Source organism: Planomonospora sp. ID91781 (assembly GCF_015711595.1).
Classification (GTDB): domain Bacteria; phylum Actinomycetota; class Actinomycetes; order Streptosporangiales; family Streptosporangiaceae; genus Planomonospora; species Planomonospora parontospora.
Map to the genome: position 1 here is coordinate 21,171 of NZ_JABTEY010000005.1, position 18,060 is coordinate 39,230.

At 73.1% G+C, this 18,060-nt stretch carries 19 protein-coding genes and 1 pseudogene; 10 read left to right on the forward strand and 10 right to left on the reverse strand.

Annotated elements, in window-relative coordinates; genetic code table 11:
- Window positions 1-68 precede the first annotated feature (68 nt).
- The gene (locus HS048_RS35795; protein ID WP_196470287.1) at window positions 69-1,673 is read left to right on the forward strand and encodes a methyl-accepting chemotaxis protein; all 1,605 of its coding nucleotides are present in this window, start codon (window positions 69-71) and stop codon (window positions 1,671-1,673) included.
- Between the two features lie 260 nt (window positions 1,674-1,933).
- A complete protein-coding gene (locus HS048_RS35800; RefSeq protein ID WP_196470288.1) occupies window positions 1,934-3,064 on the forward strand; it encodes a BMP family protein in 1,131 nt (376 codons plus the stop codon).
- A gap of 124 nt (window positions 3,065-3,188) precedes the next feature.
- Here the strand turns inward: HS048_RS35800 and HS048_RS35805 are convergent, their stop codons facing one another.
- Entirely contained in the window at window positions 3,189-3,872 is a 684-nt protein-coding gene (locus HS048_RS35805) for a methyltransferase domain-containing protein (protein ID WP_307832764.1), read from the reverse strand.
- Window positions 3,873-4,036: 164 nt separating this feature from the next.
- Here HS048_RS35805 and HS048_RS35810 point away from each other — a divergent pair, with 164 nt between their 5' ends.
- The gene (locus tag HS048_RS35810; protein WP_196470289.1) at window positions 4,037-4,459 is read left to right on the forward strand and encodes a PPOX class F420-dependent oxidoreductase; all 423 of its coding nucleotides are present in this window, start codon (window positions 4,037-4,039) and stop codon (window positions 4,457-4,459) included.
- Between the two features lie 23 nt (window positions 4,460-4,482).
- Here HS048_RS35810 and HS048_RS35815 read toward each other — a convergent pair whose 3' ends face one another.
- The 3 genes from HS048_RS35815 to HS048_RS35825 form a co-directional block, all read right to left on the reverse strand.
- Window positions 4,483-4,983, reverse strand: a complete 501-nt coding sequence (locus tag HS048_RS35815) for a hypothetical protein (protein WP_196470290.1) — start codon at window positions 4,981-4,983, stop codon at window positions 4,483-4,485.
- Window positions 4,984-5,080: 97 nt separating this feature from the next.
- Window positions 5,081-5,557: a hypothetical protein gene (locus HS048_RS35820; RefSeq protein ID WP_196470291.1), complete on the reverse strand. Its 477-nt coding sequence runs from the start codon at window positions 5,555-5,557 to the stop codon at window positions 5,081-5,083.
- A gap of 134 nt (window positions 5,558-5,691) precedes the next feature.
- Entirely contained in the window at window positions 5,692-7,023 is a 1,332-nt protein-coding gene (locus HS048_RS35825) for an acyl-CoA thioesterase/bile acid-CoA:amino acid N-acyltransferase family protein (RefSeq protein ID WP_196470292.1), read from the reverse strand.
- 80 nt (window positions 7,024-7,103) lie between these two features.
- Between HS048_RS35825 and HS048_RS35830 the strand changes: the two genes are divergently transcribed.
- Window positions 7,104-7,802, forward strand: coding sequence for a YafY family protein (locus HS048_RS35830; protein ID WP_196470293.1), 699 nt, complete (start codon window positions 7,104-7,106; stop codon window positions 7,800-7,802).
- 164 nt (window positions 7,803-7,966) lie between these two features.
- Window positions 7,967-8,095 (forward strand): hypothetical protein, encoded by a 129-nt coding sequence (locus HS048_RS38405; RefSeq protein WP_255529891.1) that lies wholly within the window; start codon window positions 7,967-7,969, stop codon window positions 8,093-8,095.
- 76 nt (window positions 8,096-8,171) lie between these two features.
- Here the strand turns inward: HS048_RS38405 and HS048_RS35835 are convergent, their stop codons facing one another.
- The gene (locus HS048_RS35835; protein WP_196470294.1) at window positions 8,172-8,921 is read right to left on the reverse strand and encodes an SDR family NAD(P)-dependent oxidoreductase; all 750 of its coding nucleotides are present in this window, start codon (window positions 8,919-8,921) and stop codon (window positions 8,172-8,174) included.
- Between the two features lie 129 nt (window positions 8,922-9,050).
- On the opposite strand from HS048_RS35835, the gene HS048_RS35840 reads away from it, so the two are divergent.
- On the forward strand, window positions 9,051-9,485 hold the full coding sequence (locus HS048_RS35840) for an Rrf2 family transcriptional regulator (protein WP_196470295.1): 435 nt from the start codon (window positions 9,051-9,053) through the stop codon (window positions 9,483-9,485).
- 18 nt (window positions 9,486-9,503) lie between these two features.
- Here the strand turns inward: HS048_RS35840 and HS048_RS35845 are convergent.
- Window positions 9,504-9,927: pseudogene (locus HS048_RS35845) on the reverse strand (transposase); the annotation flags it as partial.
- A gap of 217 nt (window positions 9,928-10,144) precedes the next feature.
- On the opposite strand from HS048_RS35845, the gene HS048_RS35850 reads away from it, so the two are divergent.
- Window positions 10,145-10,792 (forward strand): YceI family protein, encoded by a 648-nt coding sequence (locus tag HS048_RS35850; protein WP_230882631.1) that lies wholly within the window; start codon window positions 10,145-10,147, stop codon window positions 10,790-10,792.
- A gap of 370 nt (window positions 10,793-11,162) precedes the next feature.
- Complete coding sequence (locus HS048_RS35855) at window positions 11,163-12,368, forward strand: hypothetical protein (protein WP_196470297.1); 1,206 nt, start codon at window positions 11,163-11,165, stop codon at window positions 12,366-12,368.
- Window positions 12,369-12,537: 169 nt separating this feature from the next.
- Here the strand turns inward: HS048_RS35855 and HS048_RS35860 are convergent, their stop codons facing one another.
- Window positions 12,538-13,173 (reverse strand): transcriptional regulator, encoded by a 636-nt coding sequence (locus tag HS048_RS35860; RefSeq protein WP_196470298.1) that lies wholly within the window; start codon window positions 13,171-13,173, stop codon window positions 12,538-12,540.
- Window positions 13,170-13,565 (reverse strand): DNA-binding protein, encoded by a 396-nt coding sequence (locus HS048_RS35865; protein WP_196470299.1) that lies wholly within the window; start codon window positions 13,563-13,565, stop codon window positions 13,170-13,172. Before HS048_RS35865 ends, HS048_RS35860 begins: the two co-directional genes overlap by 4 nt.
- A 59-nt stretch (window positions 13,566-13,624) precedes the next feature.
- Between HS048_RS35865 and HS048_RS35870 the strand changes: the two genes are divergently transcribed.
- On the forward strand, window positions 13,625-14,902 hold the full coding sequence (locus HS048_RS35870) for a PEP/pyruvate-binding domain-containing protein (protein ID WP_196470300.1): 1,278 nt from the start codon (window positions 13,625-13,627) through the stop codon (window positions 14,900-14,902).
- Window positions 14,903-14,947: 45 nt separating this feature from the next.
- On the opposite strand, the gene HS048_RS35875 is transcribed toward HS048_RS35870, so the two are convergent.
- A complete protein-coding gene (locus HS048_RS35875) occupies window positions 14,948-15,946 on the reverse strand; it encodes an alpha/beta hydrolase (protein ID WP_196470301.1) in 999 nt (332 codons plus the stop codon).
- A gap of 104 nt (window positions 15,947-16,050) precedes the next feature.
- Here HS048_RS35875 and HS048_RS35880 point away from each other — a divergent pair, with 104 nt between their 5' ends.
- A complete protein-coding gene (locus HS048_RS35880) occupies window positions 16,051-16,941 on the forward strand; it encodes a TetR/AcrR family transcriptional regulator (protein ID WP_196470302.1) in 891 nt (296 codons plus the stop codon).
- A 446-nt stretch (window positions 16,942-17,387) separates the two neighbouring features.
- Here the strand turns inward: HS048_RS35880 and HS048_RS35885 are convergent, their stop codons facing one another.
- On the reverse strand, window positions 17,388-18,002 hold the full coding sequence (locus HS048_RS35885) for a TetR/AcrR family transcriptional regulator (RefSeq protein WP_230882632.1): 615 nt from the start codon (window positions 18,000-18,002) through the stop codon (window positions 17,388-17,390).
- Window positions 18,003-18,060 lie beyond the last annotated feature (58 nt).

Here is an 18,060-nt window from a genome sequence, read left to right on the forward strand (position 1 = left end):
AAGTTTGCTCAGTTCCGCCCCGCGCCTGCCGATCGGGCCGCCGTACGGCGTCAATCACGGAGGATCACATGCGGCGCGTCAGGATCGGGGTACGGCTGGCGGTGGCGTTCACCGCGTTGCTGACGCTGCTGGCAGTGATCGCGGTGATCTCCTTCCTCGCGATCCAGGACCAGCGGAACACCGCCGCGCAGGTCCGGGACCTCCAGGTGCTCACCAGCCAGGCCAAGGAGATCAAGTTCTACGCGGCCGGCATGAGCGGCTGGCAGAGCGCCTACATCTCCGACGTCCACCGCCTGGGCGCCGACCGGGCGTTCGGCGGCGACTCGGTCAACTACAAGGCCTGGCAGCAGGAGCGCGAGCGCTTCGAGAAGTTCCTGCCGCAGGTGGCCACCGCCTCGATGACCGAGGCGGAGCGGAAGTTGTTCGAGCGGGTCGGCACCGAGTCCGAGACGTACTTCGCCCTGAACGACACGATCGTCGAGACGTTCAGGCCGGGCACCCCCGAAGCCCTCTGGAAGGGCGACCAGCTGGCCGTCTACGACAGCTGGAACACCTACTACCGGATCCTGCGGGCCTCGCAGCAACTGGCCCAGTCCGTCGACCAGCGCAGCCAGGCCGCGGTCGAGGCCTCGTCCGAGGCGGCCGCCTCCGCCCAGCGCGCGATCACCGTCGGCACGGTGCTGGCCCTCGCGCTCGGCTGCGCCCTGGCGTGGCTGGTGACCCGGAGCATCGTCAACCCGGTCACCACGGCCCGGGACGCCCTGCGTACGGTGGCCGGCCGCAGGCTCGACGTGGAACTGCCCACCGAGGGCGCGGACGAGCCCGCGCAGATGGCGGAGGCGCTCAACGAGGCGCTCGCCGCGGTCCGCACCGTCGTCACCGACGTGGCCGCCCACGCGGGGACGCTCGCGGACATGTCGGCCGAGCTGGACGAGGTCACCCGCGTCTTCGCCGACAGCGCGACCAAGACCTCCGAGCAGGCCGGGGCCGCCGCCGCGGCCTCGCAGGAGGTCAGCGACAGCGTGCGCAGCGTCGCCGAGGGGTCGCGTGAGATGGGCGGCGCGATCGAGGAGATCTCCCAGAACGCCTCCGACGCGGCCCGGGTCGCCACCGAGGCGGTGGCCGTGGCGAAGTCGGCCAACGCCACCGTCGTCCAGCTGACCTCGTCGTCGTCCGAGATCGACCACGTGGTCAAGCTGATCACCAGCATCGCCGAGCAGACGAACCTGCTCGCCCTCAACGCCACCATCGAGGCCGCCCGCGCGGGGGACGCCGGCAAGGGCTTCGCCGTCGTCGCCCACGAGGTCAAGAACCTGGCGCAGGCGACCGCCTCCGCCACCGAGGAGATCGGCCGGCTCGTCCAGGCCATCCAGAGCGACAGCGCCGCCGCGGTCGGCGCCATCGGCCGGATCAGCGAGGTCGTCGCGGGCATCAGCGACTACCAGATGACGATCGCGAGCGCGGTGGAGGAGCAGACCTCGACCACGAACGAGATGAACCGCAGCGTCGCCGACGCCGCCGGCGGCGCCTCCCGGATCGCGGAGAGCATCACCGCCGTGGCCTCCTCGGCCTCCGCCGTCGACGCCGACGTCTCCCGCTCGCGCCGTACCGTCGCCGAGCTCACCGGCGTCTCCAGCCGGCTGCGCGAAGCCGTCGAGCAGTTCCGCTACTAGGCCGTGTCCGATGAACGATCACGGCCGGTCGGCGCGTACGCACCGCGAGGACGGCGCGCGCGCACGCCGTGAGCACGCCGTACGCGCCGCAGGACCTCCCGGATCCGCACGTCAGAAGCCCGCAGGGCCTCCCGGATCCGCACGTCAGAAGCCCGCAGGATCTCCCGGATCCACACGTCAGAAGCCCGCAGGATCTCCCGGATCCACACGTCAGAAGCTCGCAGGATCTCCCGGATCCGCACGTCAGAAGGAAGAGCACAGTGGCTGACAGGCCCAACAGGAGCAGGATCGCGCTGGCCGCGCTGGCCACCGCCGCCGCCACGGCGCTCGCCGGGTGCGGGACCGAGGCGGAGCCGGTCGTGCGCGCGGCCGCCGCCGCGGCGCTCGCCGGGTGCGGGACCGAGGCGGAGCCGGTCGTGCGCGCGGCCGCCGCCGCGGGCGGCGACGGCCTGGGACTGGAGCAGGTCCGGGTCGGCCTGGCCTTCGACCAGGGCGGCCGGGGCGACAAGAGCTTCAACGACGCGGCGGCCGCGGGCCTGGACCGGGCGAAGAAGGAGCTGGAGGTCGACGGCGCCGAGGTCACGCTCTCCGAGGAGACCGAGGAGGAGCGGACCGCCAGGCTGCGCGAGCTGGCCGAGCAGGGCCGCAACCCGGTCATCGCGGTGGGTTTCCTGTACGCCACGTCCCTGAAGAAGGTCGCCGCGGAGTTCCCCGGCACCACCTTCGCGATCGTCGACGACGACTCCTTCACCGCGCCGAACGTGGTCTCCCTGGTCTTCGCCGAGGAGCAGGGCTCCTACCTGGCCGGCGCCGCCGCGGCGCTGAAGTCCCGCTCCGGCAGGGTGGGCTTCATCGGCGGCGTCCGCATGCCGCTGCTGCAGAAGTTCGAGGCGGGCTTCGCGGCGGGCGCGGCCGAGGCCCGGCCGGGCGTGCGGGTCAGCGTCGACTACATCTCCACACCGCCGGACTTCGGCGGTTTCGGCGCGCCCGACAAGGCCAAGAAGATCGCCGAGGGGATGCTGGCGTCCGGGGTCGACGTCATCTACACCGCGGCCGGCGGGTCCGGCGCGGGCACGCTGGAGGCGGTCGCCGCACGCAGGGGCGCCTGGGCGATCGGGGTGGACACCGACCAGTACCAGACGGCGGACGCCGGTGTCAGGGACTCCATCCTGACCTCCATGGTCAAGCGGGTGGACAACGCCGTCTTCCAGGAGATCCAGGCCTTCATCAAGGGCGACCGCAGCGGCGGCGTCAAGCGCTTCGACCTCAAGACCGACGGCGTCGGTTACGCGACCTCCAACACCGAGGCGGTGGCCCCGCTGCAGCGGAAGGTCGACGCCGTCCGCCGGCGGATCCTCGACGGGACCGTCACCCCGCCGACCGAGCCGTGAGCAACCCGATCTGGTGACGACCGGGCCGTGAGCAACCCGGCCCGGTGACGACCCGAGCCGTGAGCAGCCCGGCCCGGTGGCGATCGAGCGGTGAGCCGATCCGGGCGCTTCGCCGGTCACCCGGTCACCCGGTGACGCGGTCCTCCAGCTCACCCGGTCCGCCGCCGACCGGTCTGCGGGCCAGGAGGCAGCCCTGCGCGTGCCTCCCGCCCCCCTCGGGTTCGCGCAGCAGCCGGACGGTCGTCTCGAACCCGGCCCGGCCGAGCAGGTCGGCGACGAGGTCGACCGGCCACCGGTAGGCGGGCGCCACCTTGTGGTCGTACGGCTCCGCCGCGCGCAGCGACCCGTCGCCGGACAGGAAGCCGAGCAGCAGGTGACCCCCCGGGGCCAGCACCCGGTGGAACTCGCCGAAGACCTCCGGCAGCCGCTCCGGCGGCGTGTGGATGGTCGAGTACCAGGCCAGGACGCCGCCGAGGGAGCCGTCCGGCAGGTCCAGGCCGGTCATCGAGCCCTCGTCGAAGCGCAGGTGCGGGTACGCCCGCCGGGCGATGGCGACCATCTCCGGCGACAGGTCGATCCCGGACACGGTCAGCCCCAGACCGTGCAGGTGGGCGGTCAGGCGGCCGGGACCGCACCCGAGGTCGGCGACCGGCCCTCCGCCGCCGGCCAGCACGAGCTCGGCGAAGACGGCGAGCATCGCCCGGTCCAGCGGCATGCGGTCGAGCGCGCCGCTGACGAACTCGGTGTAGGGGACGGCCATGGCGTCGTAGGAGTCGCGGGTGGCCCGCAGGAAGTCCGGTTCGGTCACGGCAGAGCACCGTACCCCGCCCCGGCCTCCGGAAGATCGTCCGCGAGGACGATCGACACCGCCGTACGGCCCCGCCCGTTCTCCGCCTCCGGTTGAACGGACGGGACCCGGGGCAAGATCGTCCTTGGTTCCGACCGCCCGCGTCCGTGTCCCGGAGGAGAAGCATGTCCAAGCCCCCGCTGCCCGCCGACGCCGTGGCCATGCTGGCCCGGCCCAACCCGTGCACCATCGCCACGCTGCGTTCGGACGGCGCGCCCGTCTCCGCCGCGACCTGGTACCTGTGGGAGGACGGCCGGGTCCTGGTCAACATGGACGAGGGGCGGGTGCGCCTGAAGCACCTGCGGCGCGATCCCCGGGTGACCCTCACCGTCCTGGACGGGGACGGCTGGTACACGCACGTGAGCCTGATCGGCCGCGCCGTCGAACTCCGCGACGACGAGGGCCTGGCCGACATCGACCGCATCTCCCGCCACTACACCGGCAAGCCGTACCCCGACCGGGTCCGCGCCAGGGTGACCGCCGTCATCCAGATCGACCGCTGGCACGGCTGGGGCGCGTTCAAGGACAGCGACCAGGCTTCTCCCTGACCGGCCGGAGACGGAGCCGTGTCTCATCGACCGCAGGACGGATCCGCGGAGGTCCCGGTCCGCGGCGGGGCGTCCCCGGCGCCCTCCGCGGCTCTCGCGACCGCGGCGGCGTGCTCGTCGGCGGTCATGCCGCGGTCGGGGAAGCGCCGGTTGAGGTCGTACTGGTCGTCGGCCCACCGGCGGTAGTCCCGCCGGACGGCCGCCTCGTCGGAGTCGGTGACGCGGGCGATATCGGCCCAGGTGACCCCGGCCAGCAGCGCGTGGTGGACGTTGGAGGGGTGGCGCACGGTGCGCGCGATGCTCTCCGCCAGCGCCAGCAGTTCGATGTGCTCGGCCGCGGTGAGCGGAGGACGGTCCCCGGATCCGTGCCGGACGGGGTCGTAGACCCCCCGCGCCACCAGCTCGATCCGGGCGCGGGACGACGCGTCTTTGGCGGCCAGCTCGTCGTAGCGCTCCAGCTGCCGGCTGACCGGCATGTCGTAGCGGGCGTCGTGCCAGGCCGTGCCGTGCTCGGGCATGGTCATCGAATCTCCTCGAGCCCGGCGGTCCCCGCCTTCAGGCGCGGGGAAGAAGTCAGGACGGCTTCTCCGGGGGGTGCGGGCGGTCGCCGGGAACTTCTGATCATGAGCTCACCTGGGCCCTGAACCGCTCGTGGGCGCTCTGCTTGGAGATCCCCATCGCCTCCCCGATCTGAGCCCAGGAGGCGCCGTTCTCCCGCGCCCGGGCGACGGCCTGGTCGAGCAGGGTGCGCTGCCAGCTCTCCACCTGGGACAGCAGGGCGAGAGCGGCCAGGGGACGCTCGGCGGCGAGACCGGTGATCCGCTCGCACAGCAGGTTCGACCTGGCCACGAGCTCGCCGGGCGGTGCGGCCGCGATCAGAGGGGCGGCGTGCCGGCTCCACCACCGGTACTCCGTCTCCTTGGCGCCTTCCGGCGTGGCCGGGAACCGGCGCCGGTCGGTCCATCCGCAGGAGCACGCCGCCTGGTGGCCGACGAAGGTCTTGGTGAAGGCGGCGGCGGACGGGGCCGACTCGCCGGTGGGGAGCACCGGGGCGGCGAAGCCCTCGTGGTCGGGGATGTCCGGGGACGTGAACGTCATGTTCGTCAGGATATCCTGACGGCCTGTTGCGGTGGGGGCGGACGGCGATCCACCGGCAGGCGTCGTCGCCGGAGGGCGCGATCCCGTACGAGGGCCCGGCTGCGGCGGTCCTGGGCGCCGTCCGGAGTAAGGGGTCAGACGCTCGTGGGGACCGGTTCCGCGGAGAGGTGCTCGGCGAAGAACCGCAGGCTCTGGCGCCAGGCGTCGGCGCGGGCCGCGGCGTTGGCCTTCGGCGTGCCCCCCATGCTGAAGCGCGCACCCGGGCCCGGGACGACCAGCGCGGTGGTGGGGGTGAACGGAGGCGGCGCGATCAGGTGACCCGCCTGCGGATAGTGCACGTGCCGGTAGGCCGGGTCGTCCAGCCGGGCCATGGCGACCCCGCTCAGCTCGCGGGAGGGCCAGCAGTGGTCGTCCCCGGCCGTGAGGAACAGGATCGGTCCCCGGATCCGCTCCACCGGGATGGTGGCCGCGGCCAGCAGATCGGGCCCGGCCAGGTCCGGGCGGAAGGTCGGCCCCAGCAGGACCGGCTCGTCCTCGGCGATCTGCCGCCGGAACTCGGGAGTGATCGTGTGCGGGAGGAACGGCAGCGGCTCGCCCTCGCGGGTCCAGGACGGCCGGGCGTTCTCCAGGGTCTCCGGCAACGTGGGGCGAAAGGAGATGCCCTGGGTGACGACCCCGCTTCCAACGGTGCATACCACCGCGCTCACTTGCGGGAACGTCGCCGCGACAAGGAGAGCCGCCTCTCCTCCGCGGGAGGCTCCGATCACCCCGATCGCCTCGGCCCGCACCTGCCGCAGCCCCTGGAGGAAGGAGACGGCCGTGCCGAAGTACTCCAGCGGGATGTCCACCAGCTCCGGCGGCAGGTGCTCGACGCCGAAATAGGCCAGGGCGAGTACGGCGAACCCGTGCCCGGCCATCAGCGCCGCGTCCAGCTCGTGCAGCCCGCCCTCGGAGCCGCCGAGCAGGATCACCCCCGGCCACGGCCCACCCTCCCCGGGATGGAACAACGTGCCGACCAGCCCGTGGTCACGGACCTCGGTCCGCCGTACGGCGGGCGGCAGCCGCAGCCGGTCGAAGGCGGTCTCGGCGAGGCGCTCCCCGCCCGTCTCTGCGCCCGCCTCCACGGTGAGCGTGACCGTCACCGGGGCGAGCGACTCGGGTTCCGGCACCCTGGGACCGGGAGTGCCGTCCTGGTCGGACATCGACCAGATGAGGCCCATCGGGTCGGCACCGTCGTACGTCCCGGACAGCGGTGCCTGGGATGAGAGGTCGATCTCTCCCCGCCGGTCGGCCGGGTAGGTGGCGTGCGCCGCGAGCCGCCGTCCGGACGGGTCGTGCTGGCGGGCCCGCACCGTGACGAGCCCGCCCGGGGGCAGGCCGGTGAGCCGGATCCGGAGCGGGGTGTCCACGGTGGGCTCGGGCGGATCGACGACGATGCGGGGGGACTGCTGATCGTTTCGGCTCATGGGTCCGTCCTCACGGGGAGACAGCGATTCCGGACAAGGATCAAGGAGACCTGGTGACACCGTTATGTCACCATTTTCTGGTGAACCGCACCGACCGTCTCTACGCGCTGGCCGAGGAGCTGCGCCGGGCCGGGCCGCGAGGGCGGACCGCGCGGCGGCTGGCCGACCGGTTCGAGGTGAGCACCCGTACGATCAAGCGCGACCTCGCCGCCCTGCAGCAGTCCGGCCTGCCGCTCCGGACCCAGGCGGGCCCGGGTGGGGGATACGTCCTGGACGCGGCGGCGACCCTCCCGCCGATCAATCTCACTCCGTCGCAGGCGGTCGCGGTGGCCGCCGCGCTGGCCGTGGCCGGGGACGGCCCCTTCGCGCGGGACGGCGCGGCCGCCCTGGCCAAGATCTTCGACGTCCTGGACCCCGCCTCCCGGCGGCAGGCGGAGGACCTGGCGGGCCGGGTCTGGGTGGAGGAAACCGCCTCGGGGCCCTCTCCCCTGGAGATCGTGGCCGAGGCCCTGCGCCGCCGGGTCGTCGTCGCGATCACCTACGTCGACGCCCACGGCCGGGACAGCCGCCGCCGGGTCGAACCGATTAAGTTCGCCCACATGTGGGGCCGCTGGTACCTGGCCGGGTGGTGCCGGGAACGCGAGGCCGTCCGCTGGTTCCGCCGGGACCGCATCACCGCCGCCCGCCTCACGGCCGAGCCGGCCCCCGAGCACGACATCGCGATCGTCGGCACGCCGCCTCCCGAGGCCCGCCCGGTCGGCCCGCCTGAGCCCGCCTGACCTTCCCCGGGGGAGCCGGTTACGCGGCGGTCGTGAGGCGGCCCCCGCGCAGGGGCAGCCGGGTCCCGGTGAAGCCGCTGGAGAAGCGCGTCGATGACGTCGTGTCGGCATAGTCGGCCAGCAGCAGCCCCGCGGAGACGGCCTCGCCCGGGAGCGGAGCTCTTGTGACGCAACTGCTCGATGCACTGGTCGATGCCGGCCTTGCCGGGACCGGAGACTCTACTGACAACAACCGGGCGCAAATCACCGACAACAACCGGGCGCTCAACACTCTCACCGGCAGAGCACTGTGACCAGCGGAACCCGGAATGTACTCGGGATCCGCCAGCCCCTACGTACCAGGATGGGACGCGCTGACGGCGCTGCGGCTCAGGCGTTGTAGCCGCCGTGGGCGTCTAGCTTGGCGCCTGTGACGTACGACGCGGCGGGGCCGGCCAGGAAGGCGATTGCCGCGGCGATCTCGTCGGGGTGTCCCATGCGTTGCAGGGACAGCGAGCTGAGCAGGGCCTTGAGGGTTTCAGGATCCGGTGCGTCCATGCCGCCTTCCATCAGCCCGGCTTCCACGACGTTGGCGGTGATGCCTCGGGAGCCGAGGTCGCGGGCGACGCCCATGGTGTACCGTTCGATCCCCGCTTTGGTCGCCGCGTAGTCGGCCACGCCTGGGACGCCGACTCGCGTGCCCAGCCCGGAGCTCACCGTGATGATGCGGCCGTCCTCGCGCAGCACTCGGGAGGCGGCCCGGGTGACGGCGATCACGCCGAGGTAGTTGGTGGCGTGCATCCGGTCCAGGGCGGAGGTGTCGGCATCCGGGTCGTCCACCGTGCCGCTCACCGAGATCGCGGCGTTGTTGACGAGGATGTCCAGGCCACCGAAGTGCGCGACCACGTCGTCGATCAGTGCCGGCGCTCGGCTCACGTCCGCCTGGTCGGACTTGAACGCGGCGGCCTTCGCTCCCTTGCCGCGCACCTCGTCGACGATGGCCTGGGCCTGCTTGTCGGAGTTGACGTAGGTGAACGCGACGTCGGCGCCCTGCTCGGCAAGCAGCCGTACGGTGGCGGCTCCGAGCCCGCGGGACCCTCCGGTGACCAGGACGACCTTGCCTGTCAGCGGCTTGTTCATTCTTCACCTCACTGGTTGACCCTCTTCGAGTTGTCGTAACAGTAATAGTTACATCTTTCTGTCGCAACCTTGTCTGTTACGACAGTTGTTGTCGTAACATCGGGAGTTGCGATCGGGAGGAACGGGTTCATGAGCGCCAACAGCAGGTTGACCATCGCCGCCCACGCGCTGGCCTGGATCGGCCTCTACCAGCGCCAGGGCCATGAGGTCGCCACCTCCGAGCAGATCGCGGCCAGCGCGAGCACCAATCCCGTGGTGATCCGCCGGCTGCTCGGCGACCTGCGCCGGGCGGGGCTCGTGGAGTCCCGGCGCGGGGTGGGTGCGGGCTGGTCGCTGGCACGCGACCTGGAATCGATGACCCTGCTCGACGTGTACGAGGCGGTGGAGCCCGGCCCGCTGTTCGCGCTGCACCGCGCCGCCCCCGACCCGGGATGCGTGGTGGGTCACGGCATCCAGCCGGCGATGCAGGGCATCTACGACGTCATCGAGGAGACCCTCCGGCGCGAGCTGGCCCGCGTCACGCTGAAGGACGTACTCCAGGACGTCCTGGCAGTACCTCGTTGACAACTCCTAGCAGAATGATCAGCGGACGAGGCGCCGCCGGCAGATGATCGATGCGGCCGGCGTCATGAAGGCCTCGTGCATGTCGTCGCGGATCTCCCAGCGGATGCGCAGGCGGCGGAACCGGTGCGGCAACGCGATCGTCTGCTCGATCACCCATCGGTGCGCGCCCAGGCCGGAACCGTGCGGGGTGCCCCGGCGGGCGATGACGGGTTTCACGCCCTTGGCCCAGACCGTGCGGCGGTACGTGTCGTGGTCGTAGCCGCGGTCGGCGTACAGCGTCTTCGGGCGCTGCCGGGGCCGCCCGCGCCGGCCCCGGACCGGTGGGATGCCCTTGAGCAGCGGCATGAGCTGGGTGACGTCACCCACGGTTGCCGCCGGTCAGGCTGATCGCGAGGGGGATGCCGTTGCCGTCGGCGATCACATGATGCTCAGAGCCCGTCCGAGACGATCCACGGAGGCTGCCCACCCTTCCTCACGCACAGATCAACGATCATCCGGAAGGGTGGATACGGCCAAGGTCATTTTGTTAGGAGTCGTTAGCGAGAACCGCTCCCCTTCAGGGAGCGGAGGAGTCACCTCAAGACGGTGTACCTACCCATACCTGAGGTGTGCACGTAGTCGGATTCCGGCGGTGAACCGGCTTTTCTATCGTCGTCTCCATGGAGATCATTGAGGCGACACGCGTCGGCAAGCGCTCCCCGGGCCATGCGACCGCCGACACCATGCTCCGCCATCGACAGAAGGAAGCGGTCGGCGTGATAGAAGATCCAGGTGTCAGCGGGCCCGGGGTGGCACCGGGCGTTTACCGCATAGACCCGGGTGCGACGACGGTCCGGTTCACGACACGTGCGGTGTTCGGTCTGCTGCCTGTGCGGGGGTCCTTCACCGTCGATCACGGCCGGATCTCGATCACCGAGGACATCGGCGACTGCGCTGTGGAGGCGGTGGTCCGGGCGGCCAGCTTCGAGAGCGGTAACCCGCAGCGGGATGAGCATGTCCGGTCCTCGGACTACCTCGACGCCGCTGTGCACCCTGAAATCGTCTTCCGCAGCCGGAATGTCGGACGATCCGCTGAAGGCGTCAGCGTGCAGGGGTCGTTGACCGTGCGGGGCATGACCCGGCCGACGGTCCTGGCACTCGGCCCGGTCATCACCGATGACCAGTGCTTGAGAGTCCGGGCCACGACCAGCGTCGACAGGTACGCCTTCGGCCTGACGAGGGCGAAGGGCATGACAGGCCGCCACCTCGGTATCACTCTTGAAGTCACCGCCGTCCTGATCGGGACAGAGGCTCTCCTCACCGGTTGAGCACGAGCCGGTGGCGGTGCCGGGTATCGACAAGACCCAGCGAGGTCGTCCACGCCGACCGAGTCGTCCTTCGCGGCTCTCGAGCGGGGACACGCGACCGGAACGCACGCCGACACCCTCGGGCCCCCTCCTGGTCGCTCTGCCGAGCTGCTCGAACCGGCTTGACGTGCGTTCCGGTTCCGCTGCGGGTCCACCCCTACTACGGCGACCCCGGCACGGGCAGGAGCCCTGAGAGTGCGTTCTTCGGCCCTTTGTTCTGAGTTGCGTTAACCGGGTGTTATCGCAACTCAGATGGGGTCGAGGAAAGTGTTTCGCGACGCGTGATTCTTTTTAGCGATGACGCGAATGCTTTTGATGTTAAGCTCCAGCCATGATCGGCGACCTCTGTGACCAGGACGACCAGGACGATCCCGAGGAGACCGCGTCGGCCCCGCGGACCGGCTCCGCGCCGGAGCGGCGGACCGAGGACTGCGTGCACTGCGGGGAGCCCCTGCCGCCCGAGCCGCTCGACGAGGAGGGGCGGCGCAGGGGAGGCCGCCCCCGGTTCTACTGCCGGAAGGCCTGCGCGGACGCCGCCTCCCGGGCCCGGCGGGCACGGCAGGCCGCCGATCTCACCGAACCCCTCGCCGAGGCGGGCGCGCTCGCCGATCGGCTGCTGCCCGCCGCCGGAGAGCTCGGCGCCCTGCTGGCGCGGCTCGTCGAGCGCCTGGAGGCGGCCGAGACCGGCGCGCTGGCCCGCATCGCCGGAGCCGAGGCCGAGGCGGCGCAGGCGCGGGCGGAGGCCGAGGCGGCCGGGCAGCGGGCCGAGCAGGCCGAGCGCCGCCGCCGTGAGGCCCTGGCCGCCGCCCGCGAGGACCGTTCGGCGCGCGAGCAGGCCGAACGGCTGGCCGACCGCGCCCGAGCCGAGGCCGAGGAGGTCCGGCTCCAGGCCTGGCAGGAGGTGGCCGCCCAGGAGCGGTCGCGCGGCCAGGCGGAGGCGGCCCGGGAGGCCGCCGAGACCGGCCGGGCGGCCGCCGAGGCCGAACGCGGGGAGCTGGCCGCCGAACTGCGTGCCGTACGGGAGGAGCTGCGCGGGCTGCGGGCCGCCCATGAGGACAGGGCCGGTCGGCTGGCGGAGGCCGAGCGGGCGCTGGCCGAGGCGGCCGCCGAGTGCGCGGCCCTGCGCGAGCAGGCGCGCGGTGCCCGGGAACGGGCCCAGGAGTTCCAGGTGAGGGCCGAGGCGGCCGAGACCGCGCGCGAGCGGGCCCGCGCCGAGACCGAGACGGCCCACGGTGAGGCCTCGGCGGCCCGGACCGAGGCCGAGCGCACCCGCCGGGATCTCGATCGGGTCCGCGAGGACCTCCACCGGGTCCGTGATGAGCTCGGCCGGGCCGGTCAGGAGGCGGCCTCCGCGAGAGCCGAGGCCGAGCGGGCGCACTCCGGACGGCTGGCCGCCGAGACCAGGGCGCGGGAACTGCACGCCGCGCTGGAGGCGGCCGAGGCGCGCGGCGCCCGGATGGACGAGCTGCTGGCCGCGCTCTCCTCGCTCACCCCGCCGGCCCCCGGGCGTCCCGCGGATGCGGCCGGAGGGCCGTAGCGGGGAGCACGGGGGCGAGGCGGATCCTCCCCGGTCGGCGAGAGACGGCGCGGCGCGGGGTCGGGGTTCGGCGTGCCGGTCCGGGTCCGCGGGTCAGGGCGAGGGTCCGGGTCCGGGTTCGGTTCCGTGGGTCAGGGCCAGGGTCAGGGTCAGGGTTCGGGTCCGCGGGTCAGGGTTCGGCGTGCCGGTCCAGGCCGAGCGTGGCGATGAGGTCCTCGTGGAGCTCGAACCAGACACGGTGGCAGGAGTCGACGTCCGTGCGGTCGACCCAGGCGCCCTCCCCGGCCCGGGCGCGCGCCAGGGCCGCGGCGAACCGCGTGTCGTATCCGCGGAACCGGGTGAGGACGCTCCCGAGCCGGTCGGCGAGGGGTGCGAGCGCCCGGTCGATGTCGGCGAGCTCGCGGAGGATCCTCGCATCCCAGGCGGGGTCGGAATGGTCGTTGACGGCGAGCCGGTCCCCGGCGGCGGGCCGGATCTGCCAGTCGGTGCAGGCCCGCAACAGGCGGGCGTTCAGCGGGAGGAACTCGCGGTGGACGGCCCGGACCTCGTCGGCCCCGCCGGCGCGTGCGAGTTCGGCGGCGAGCCGGCGCTCGTTCTCGGCCCGGCCCGAGTCGGTCAGCGACCAGCCCCCGGTGCCGGCGAACGCGGTGTGCCCGACCCAGCCGCGGGACTCGGCGTCGCGCAGCGCCTCCTCGGCCTCGGTCGCGTCGAGCCCGAACCGGTGAGCGATCACCGGGGTGTCCGCGAACCCGGTGAGGCGTACGGCGTGCAGGACCAGCAGGTCGGGCGGGGAGTCCCGCGTCACGAGCCGTCGTCCTGCCGTGCGGCCAGGCGGGTGTACCGCTGCTGGCACGCCTGCGGGGAGTTGAACCCCATCGCGTGCGCCATCTGCGCCCAGGTCAGCCCCGCGCTCCGGGCCGTGAACAGCAGGCCGGCCTCGAGTTCCTCGATCTCGGCGCGTGCGGCGGGCAGGAGGGCGAGCGCGCTCAGGACGTCCTCCGGGCCCAGGTCGGCCCAGCGCCAGAGGGCGAACTGCACGAGGTCGACCGCCGACGTCGGAGTGGGTGCGGGCCGCCACGGGCGGGCGTCGAGCGCGTCCGCGCCCAGGCGCAGAAGGCGCTCGCGCGCGTCCCGCTCACGCTGAGCCTGGACGTGGTCGGTGCGCCCGGCATGAGCGATGTCGTGCTTGCGTTCCATGCGGCCCATGATCCACAATCAACAGAACATTGTCAATTTTCTGTTGAAAGGCTGGGTGGATGATCGTACCGCTCGCGGAGGCGGTCGCCGAGACCTGCGGGGGCAAGGCGGACGCCCTCGGCGCGATGCTCCGCGCGGGCCTGCCGGTTCCCGGCGGCTTCGTCGTCCCGTTCGCCGCCTACCTCGACGCCGCTCACCTCGGCGCCGCCTACCTGGACGCCGTTCCCGACCCGGAGCCCGGGCGGTCCGCCGGCGAGCCGGACGGACCCGGCGCGATGCGACGGGCGATCGGGACCCGCCCGCTCCACCCCGCCCTGATCGGTGCGCTGGGACGCGCGCTCGACGAGCTCGGCGATCCGCCCGTGGCGGTGAGGTCGTCGGCGGCGGGCGAGGACACCGCCCAGGCATCGGCGGCAGGCCAGTACGAGAGTTTCCTCGCCGTGCGCGGAGCCGACCGGGTCGCCGAGGCCGTCCGGGCCTGCTGGGCCTCGCTGTTCTCCCCCCGGGCCGTCGGCTACCGGCGCGCCTCCCGCCGCGGCGACCGGCCGTCCGGCGCTCCCCGGATGGCCGTCATCGTCCAACGCCACCTGGACGCCGAGGCGTCCGGGGTCATGTTCACCCCCGCGGACCCGGACGGCGCCACCCGGATCGAGGCGTCCTGGGGCCTGGGCCCCGGCGTCGTCGGCGGTACGGTCACCCCCGACGCCTACCTCGTCGCCGTCGGCGGTTCGGTCACCCGCACCGTCGCGGACAAACGGACCCGCCTCGACCGGCGGGGCACGCGGCTCGTCACCCGTGCGGTGCCCGTCCCCGCCCGGAATCGGTCGACGATCGACGACGCGACCGCCGCACGGCTGGCCGGGCTCGGCAGAGACGTCGCCGCCCTGCTCGGCGGAGCGCAGGACATCGAGTGGGCGATCGCCGGCGGCCGCACCTGGATCCTGCAGGCGCGGCCGGTCACCGCCGCGCTCCCACCGCCGGCGCCGCCTTCCGGCGCCCCGGACGTCCCGGCCGCCGCGCTCACCGGGACACCGGGCAGCCGCGGGACCGCGACCGGCACCGCGAGAATCGTCCGCGGCCCCGGCGACTTCGCACGCGTGCGCTCGGGCGACATCCTCGTCTGCCCCTTCACCGACCCCGCCTGGACGCCGCTGCTACGCATCGCCGCCGGCGTGGTCACCGAGACCGGAGGCGTGCTCTCCCACGCCGCGATCGTCGCTCGCGAGCACGCCATCCCCGCCGTCCTCGGCGTCCCGGACGCGACCGGCAGGCTCTGCGACGGCACCGTCATCACCGTCGACGGCACCGACGGCACCGTCACGGCCGCGAACGCTTGACCGACACGAAGGCGCGAGCCGGAGCCCGAACCGGGCGGCGGGCGGTCAGCGGCCGGTCCGGGAGAGGAGCCAGGGCCGCAGGATCGGCAGCACGCGGGCGGGCTGCATGGCCTGCGTGTGGTCGAGCCCGTCCAGGACGCGCACGTCCCAGCCGAGGGCCTCGAGCTCGGCGCGCCGGTCGATGACCGGGGCGGCCAGGCTGACCCGGACGCCGCCCCAGCGCTCGCCGTAGGAGATCTCGTCCGCCGAGCCGACGAAGCACAGGCGGGGGCAGGTGACCCGCGGCTGGGCGGTCCGGTCGTCGAAGTCCTGCAACGCCCGGTAGAGGGTGACGAACTGGCGGGTCTGAGGTTCGGTCAGCGTCACCTCGATGGTCGACCAGTCGAGGTCTCCGGCGTCTCCGGCGTCTCCGGTGCCTTCGGCGTCCCGGGCGGGTTCCTCGAGGGCTCGCCCGTCCCGCGCCGGATCTCCGGACGCCGACTCGCTCTCCGTGCCGTCCCCGGACGCCCGCCCGCTCTCCGTCCCGTCCCCGGAGGCCCGCGGGGACGGCGACTCCCGGGACTCGGGCGGGGCGCCCGCGGCGACGGCCAGCTCGTGGGTGGCCTCGGTGACCTTGAGCATCTCCGCGTACGGCCCGGCCAGGGGCGGGAACCCGCCCATGGCCAGCGCCCAGAGGCGGCCGGTGCGGACGGCGAGCTGGAGTCCGCTGAGGGCCAGCCAGGAGTAGCCGTAGTAGGCGAACCTGTCGGCGCCGACGGCGTCGGCGACCGCCAGCAGGTCGGCGGCGACGGCGTCGGGGGTCAGGGTGCCGGGTTTCGGGGCGGCCATGACGTGGCCCTCGTAATCGAAGGCGACGACCCGGAACACGTCGCCGAGCCCCTCGACGAGGGAACGGCCCAGCGCGGGGTCCATGCCCCAGCTGCGCAGCTCCTCCGCCCGCTCTCCGGCGGCCGGCCGGGGATCGACCGGGAGCAGCAGGGCCGGGCCGGTGCCGTGCACCTCGATCTCGATCACGCTTCCGTCGTGCAGTCTCGCCTCGGGCATGGGATCTCCGTTCCTTCACCGGTGCGGCGCCGGGGCCGATAACTCCATACGCCATAAACTGATCTCGGAGAACGATGATAGCTTATGTAATAAGGAGTTAATTCGTGAGCGTGTTCGCAGGTCAGGGTGACGCCGAGCGGTCAATGGCGCTGCTGTGGGGCGGGCCGGAAGCGCCGCGGAACCGCACCCGTGACGCGCGCAGGGCTCCGGGACCCAAGCGCGCGCTGAGCGTCGGCGCCATCGTGGAGGCGGCGATCGCGGTGGCCGACGAGGCGTCCACGGCCGAGGTCTCCCTGCGCGCGGTGGCCGAGCGGCTCGGCTGCACCTCCATGGCCCTGTACACCTACGTGCCGGGCAAGGCGGAGCTCCTGGACCTGATGTACGACCGGGCGCACGCCGAACTGCCCGGCCGGTACGACCTGAGCCGGGGCTGGCGGGCTGCGGCGACCTCGTGGGCTGGAGAGCTCAGATCGTTCTACCTGCGGCATCCGTGGGTGCTGCGGGTGTCCTACGCCCGCCCCGTGCTGGGTCCCCACGAGCAGGCCGTACTGGAGTCGCTGGCGGGCGTCCTCTTCCACACGGGACTGCCCGCCGCGACGCTGCGCGCCGTGGTGTCCGCGCTGTTCGGCTTCGTGCGCGGCAACGCCCAGGCGGCGGCCGAGTCGCGGCTCGCCGCCGCCGCGACCGGCGTGTCGGACCAGGAGTGGTGGGCCGGCCGGTCGGCTCTGCTGGCGCGCCTCGCCCCCGACTTCGCCGAGCGCTTCCCCATGTCGGTACGGCTCTCCGCGCAGGACCCGGCTCCCGCCCCCGTTCCGGCCCGCGACGACGAGCCGGCTCCCGCTTCCGTCCCGCCCCGTGACGACGAGCCCGCGCCCCACGTGGCGCGGCAGGCCGACGAGGCCTTCACCGTCGGGCTGGCCGTACTGCTCGAAGGGGTCGAGGCCACCCGGAGCCGTCTGCTCCCGCCGGCTCCGCCCTCGCCCGGGGCACCCTGAACCACCCCGAACCCATTGCGGAGGGCGGCCGGAATACGCCAAAAAAGGGCCGTGGGCTGCTGTAGTCGCAGCTCAGCGGGTTCGGCGACAGTCGCGACCATCCCCGGCAAGGTGGAGCGGTCCAGGATCGGCGGGTTCGGCGACGTTGGACGGGGTCCGCTTCGGCGGTGATGCGCGCGGAGGTCTCCTCGCCCAAGCGCACATAGCGGCCCAGGCCGGCCAGGTGCTGGTGGCGGCTCTTGGCCTGCAACTCCGGGGCGGTACGCCCGGCCTGGGCGAGATGCTGCAGGGCGCCATGCCGGAGCTGATGCAACGTCCACCCCTGGCAGTGCGGGTCGAGCCGGGCGGTGGCGGTCCTGAACAGGTACTCGGCGCGCGGGTAGGAAAGCCGGCCCCGCCCGGTGACGGGGCGGAGGCCGAACTGGGCGGACAGGATCCGGCGACCGTCAGTTTCTTCGGCCCGCCGTCTCTCCTGCAGGGTGCACTCCGGTCAGCGCAAGGGTGAGCAGCCGGTCGGCCTGGGCCGCACCGTCGGGTTCCTGCTCAACGGCCAGGCAGATGGCGTTGACGAGTTTGAGCAGATCCGTGATCGAGACGTCGGGCCGTGCGGCGTTCGCCCGGCATGCGCGGGCCAGCAGGTCTGCTCCCGCGTTGGTGATCATGCTGTGGCAGGTGGCGCCCAGGGTGGGATCGCCGTCCTGAGCCCCCCGCATCAGCGAGGCGGCCAGGCCCCGGTTGGACACGGCGTGCCTGGCGACGGCTCCCAGCCAGGTCGCCAGCGCGTGCCCGGGATCGGGGTCGGCGGCCAGGTCGGCGGCGGTGGCGCACAGGGCCTCGACCTTGTCGCGGAAGACGGCCTCCAGCAGCCGCTGCCGGGAGGGGAAGTGGCGGTGCAGCGTGGCCGAGCCGACGCCGGCGCGTCGGGCGATCTCCTCCAGGGACGCTTCGGCCCCCTGCTCGGCGATGGCCTCGGCGGCCGCGGCCAGGATGCGGTCGTAGTTGCGGCGCGCGTCCGCGCGCATCGGCCGCGTAGGCGAGGTCGTACGGCTGTCTGGCGGCATGTGACCTCCCGGCGGGCTTGCAAAAACGGAGTGGCCCTCCATATCGTACTCACCCAGA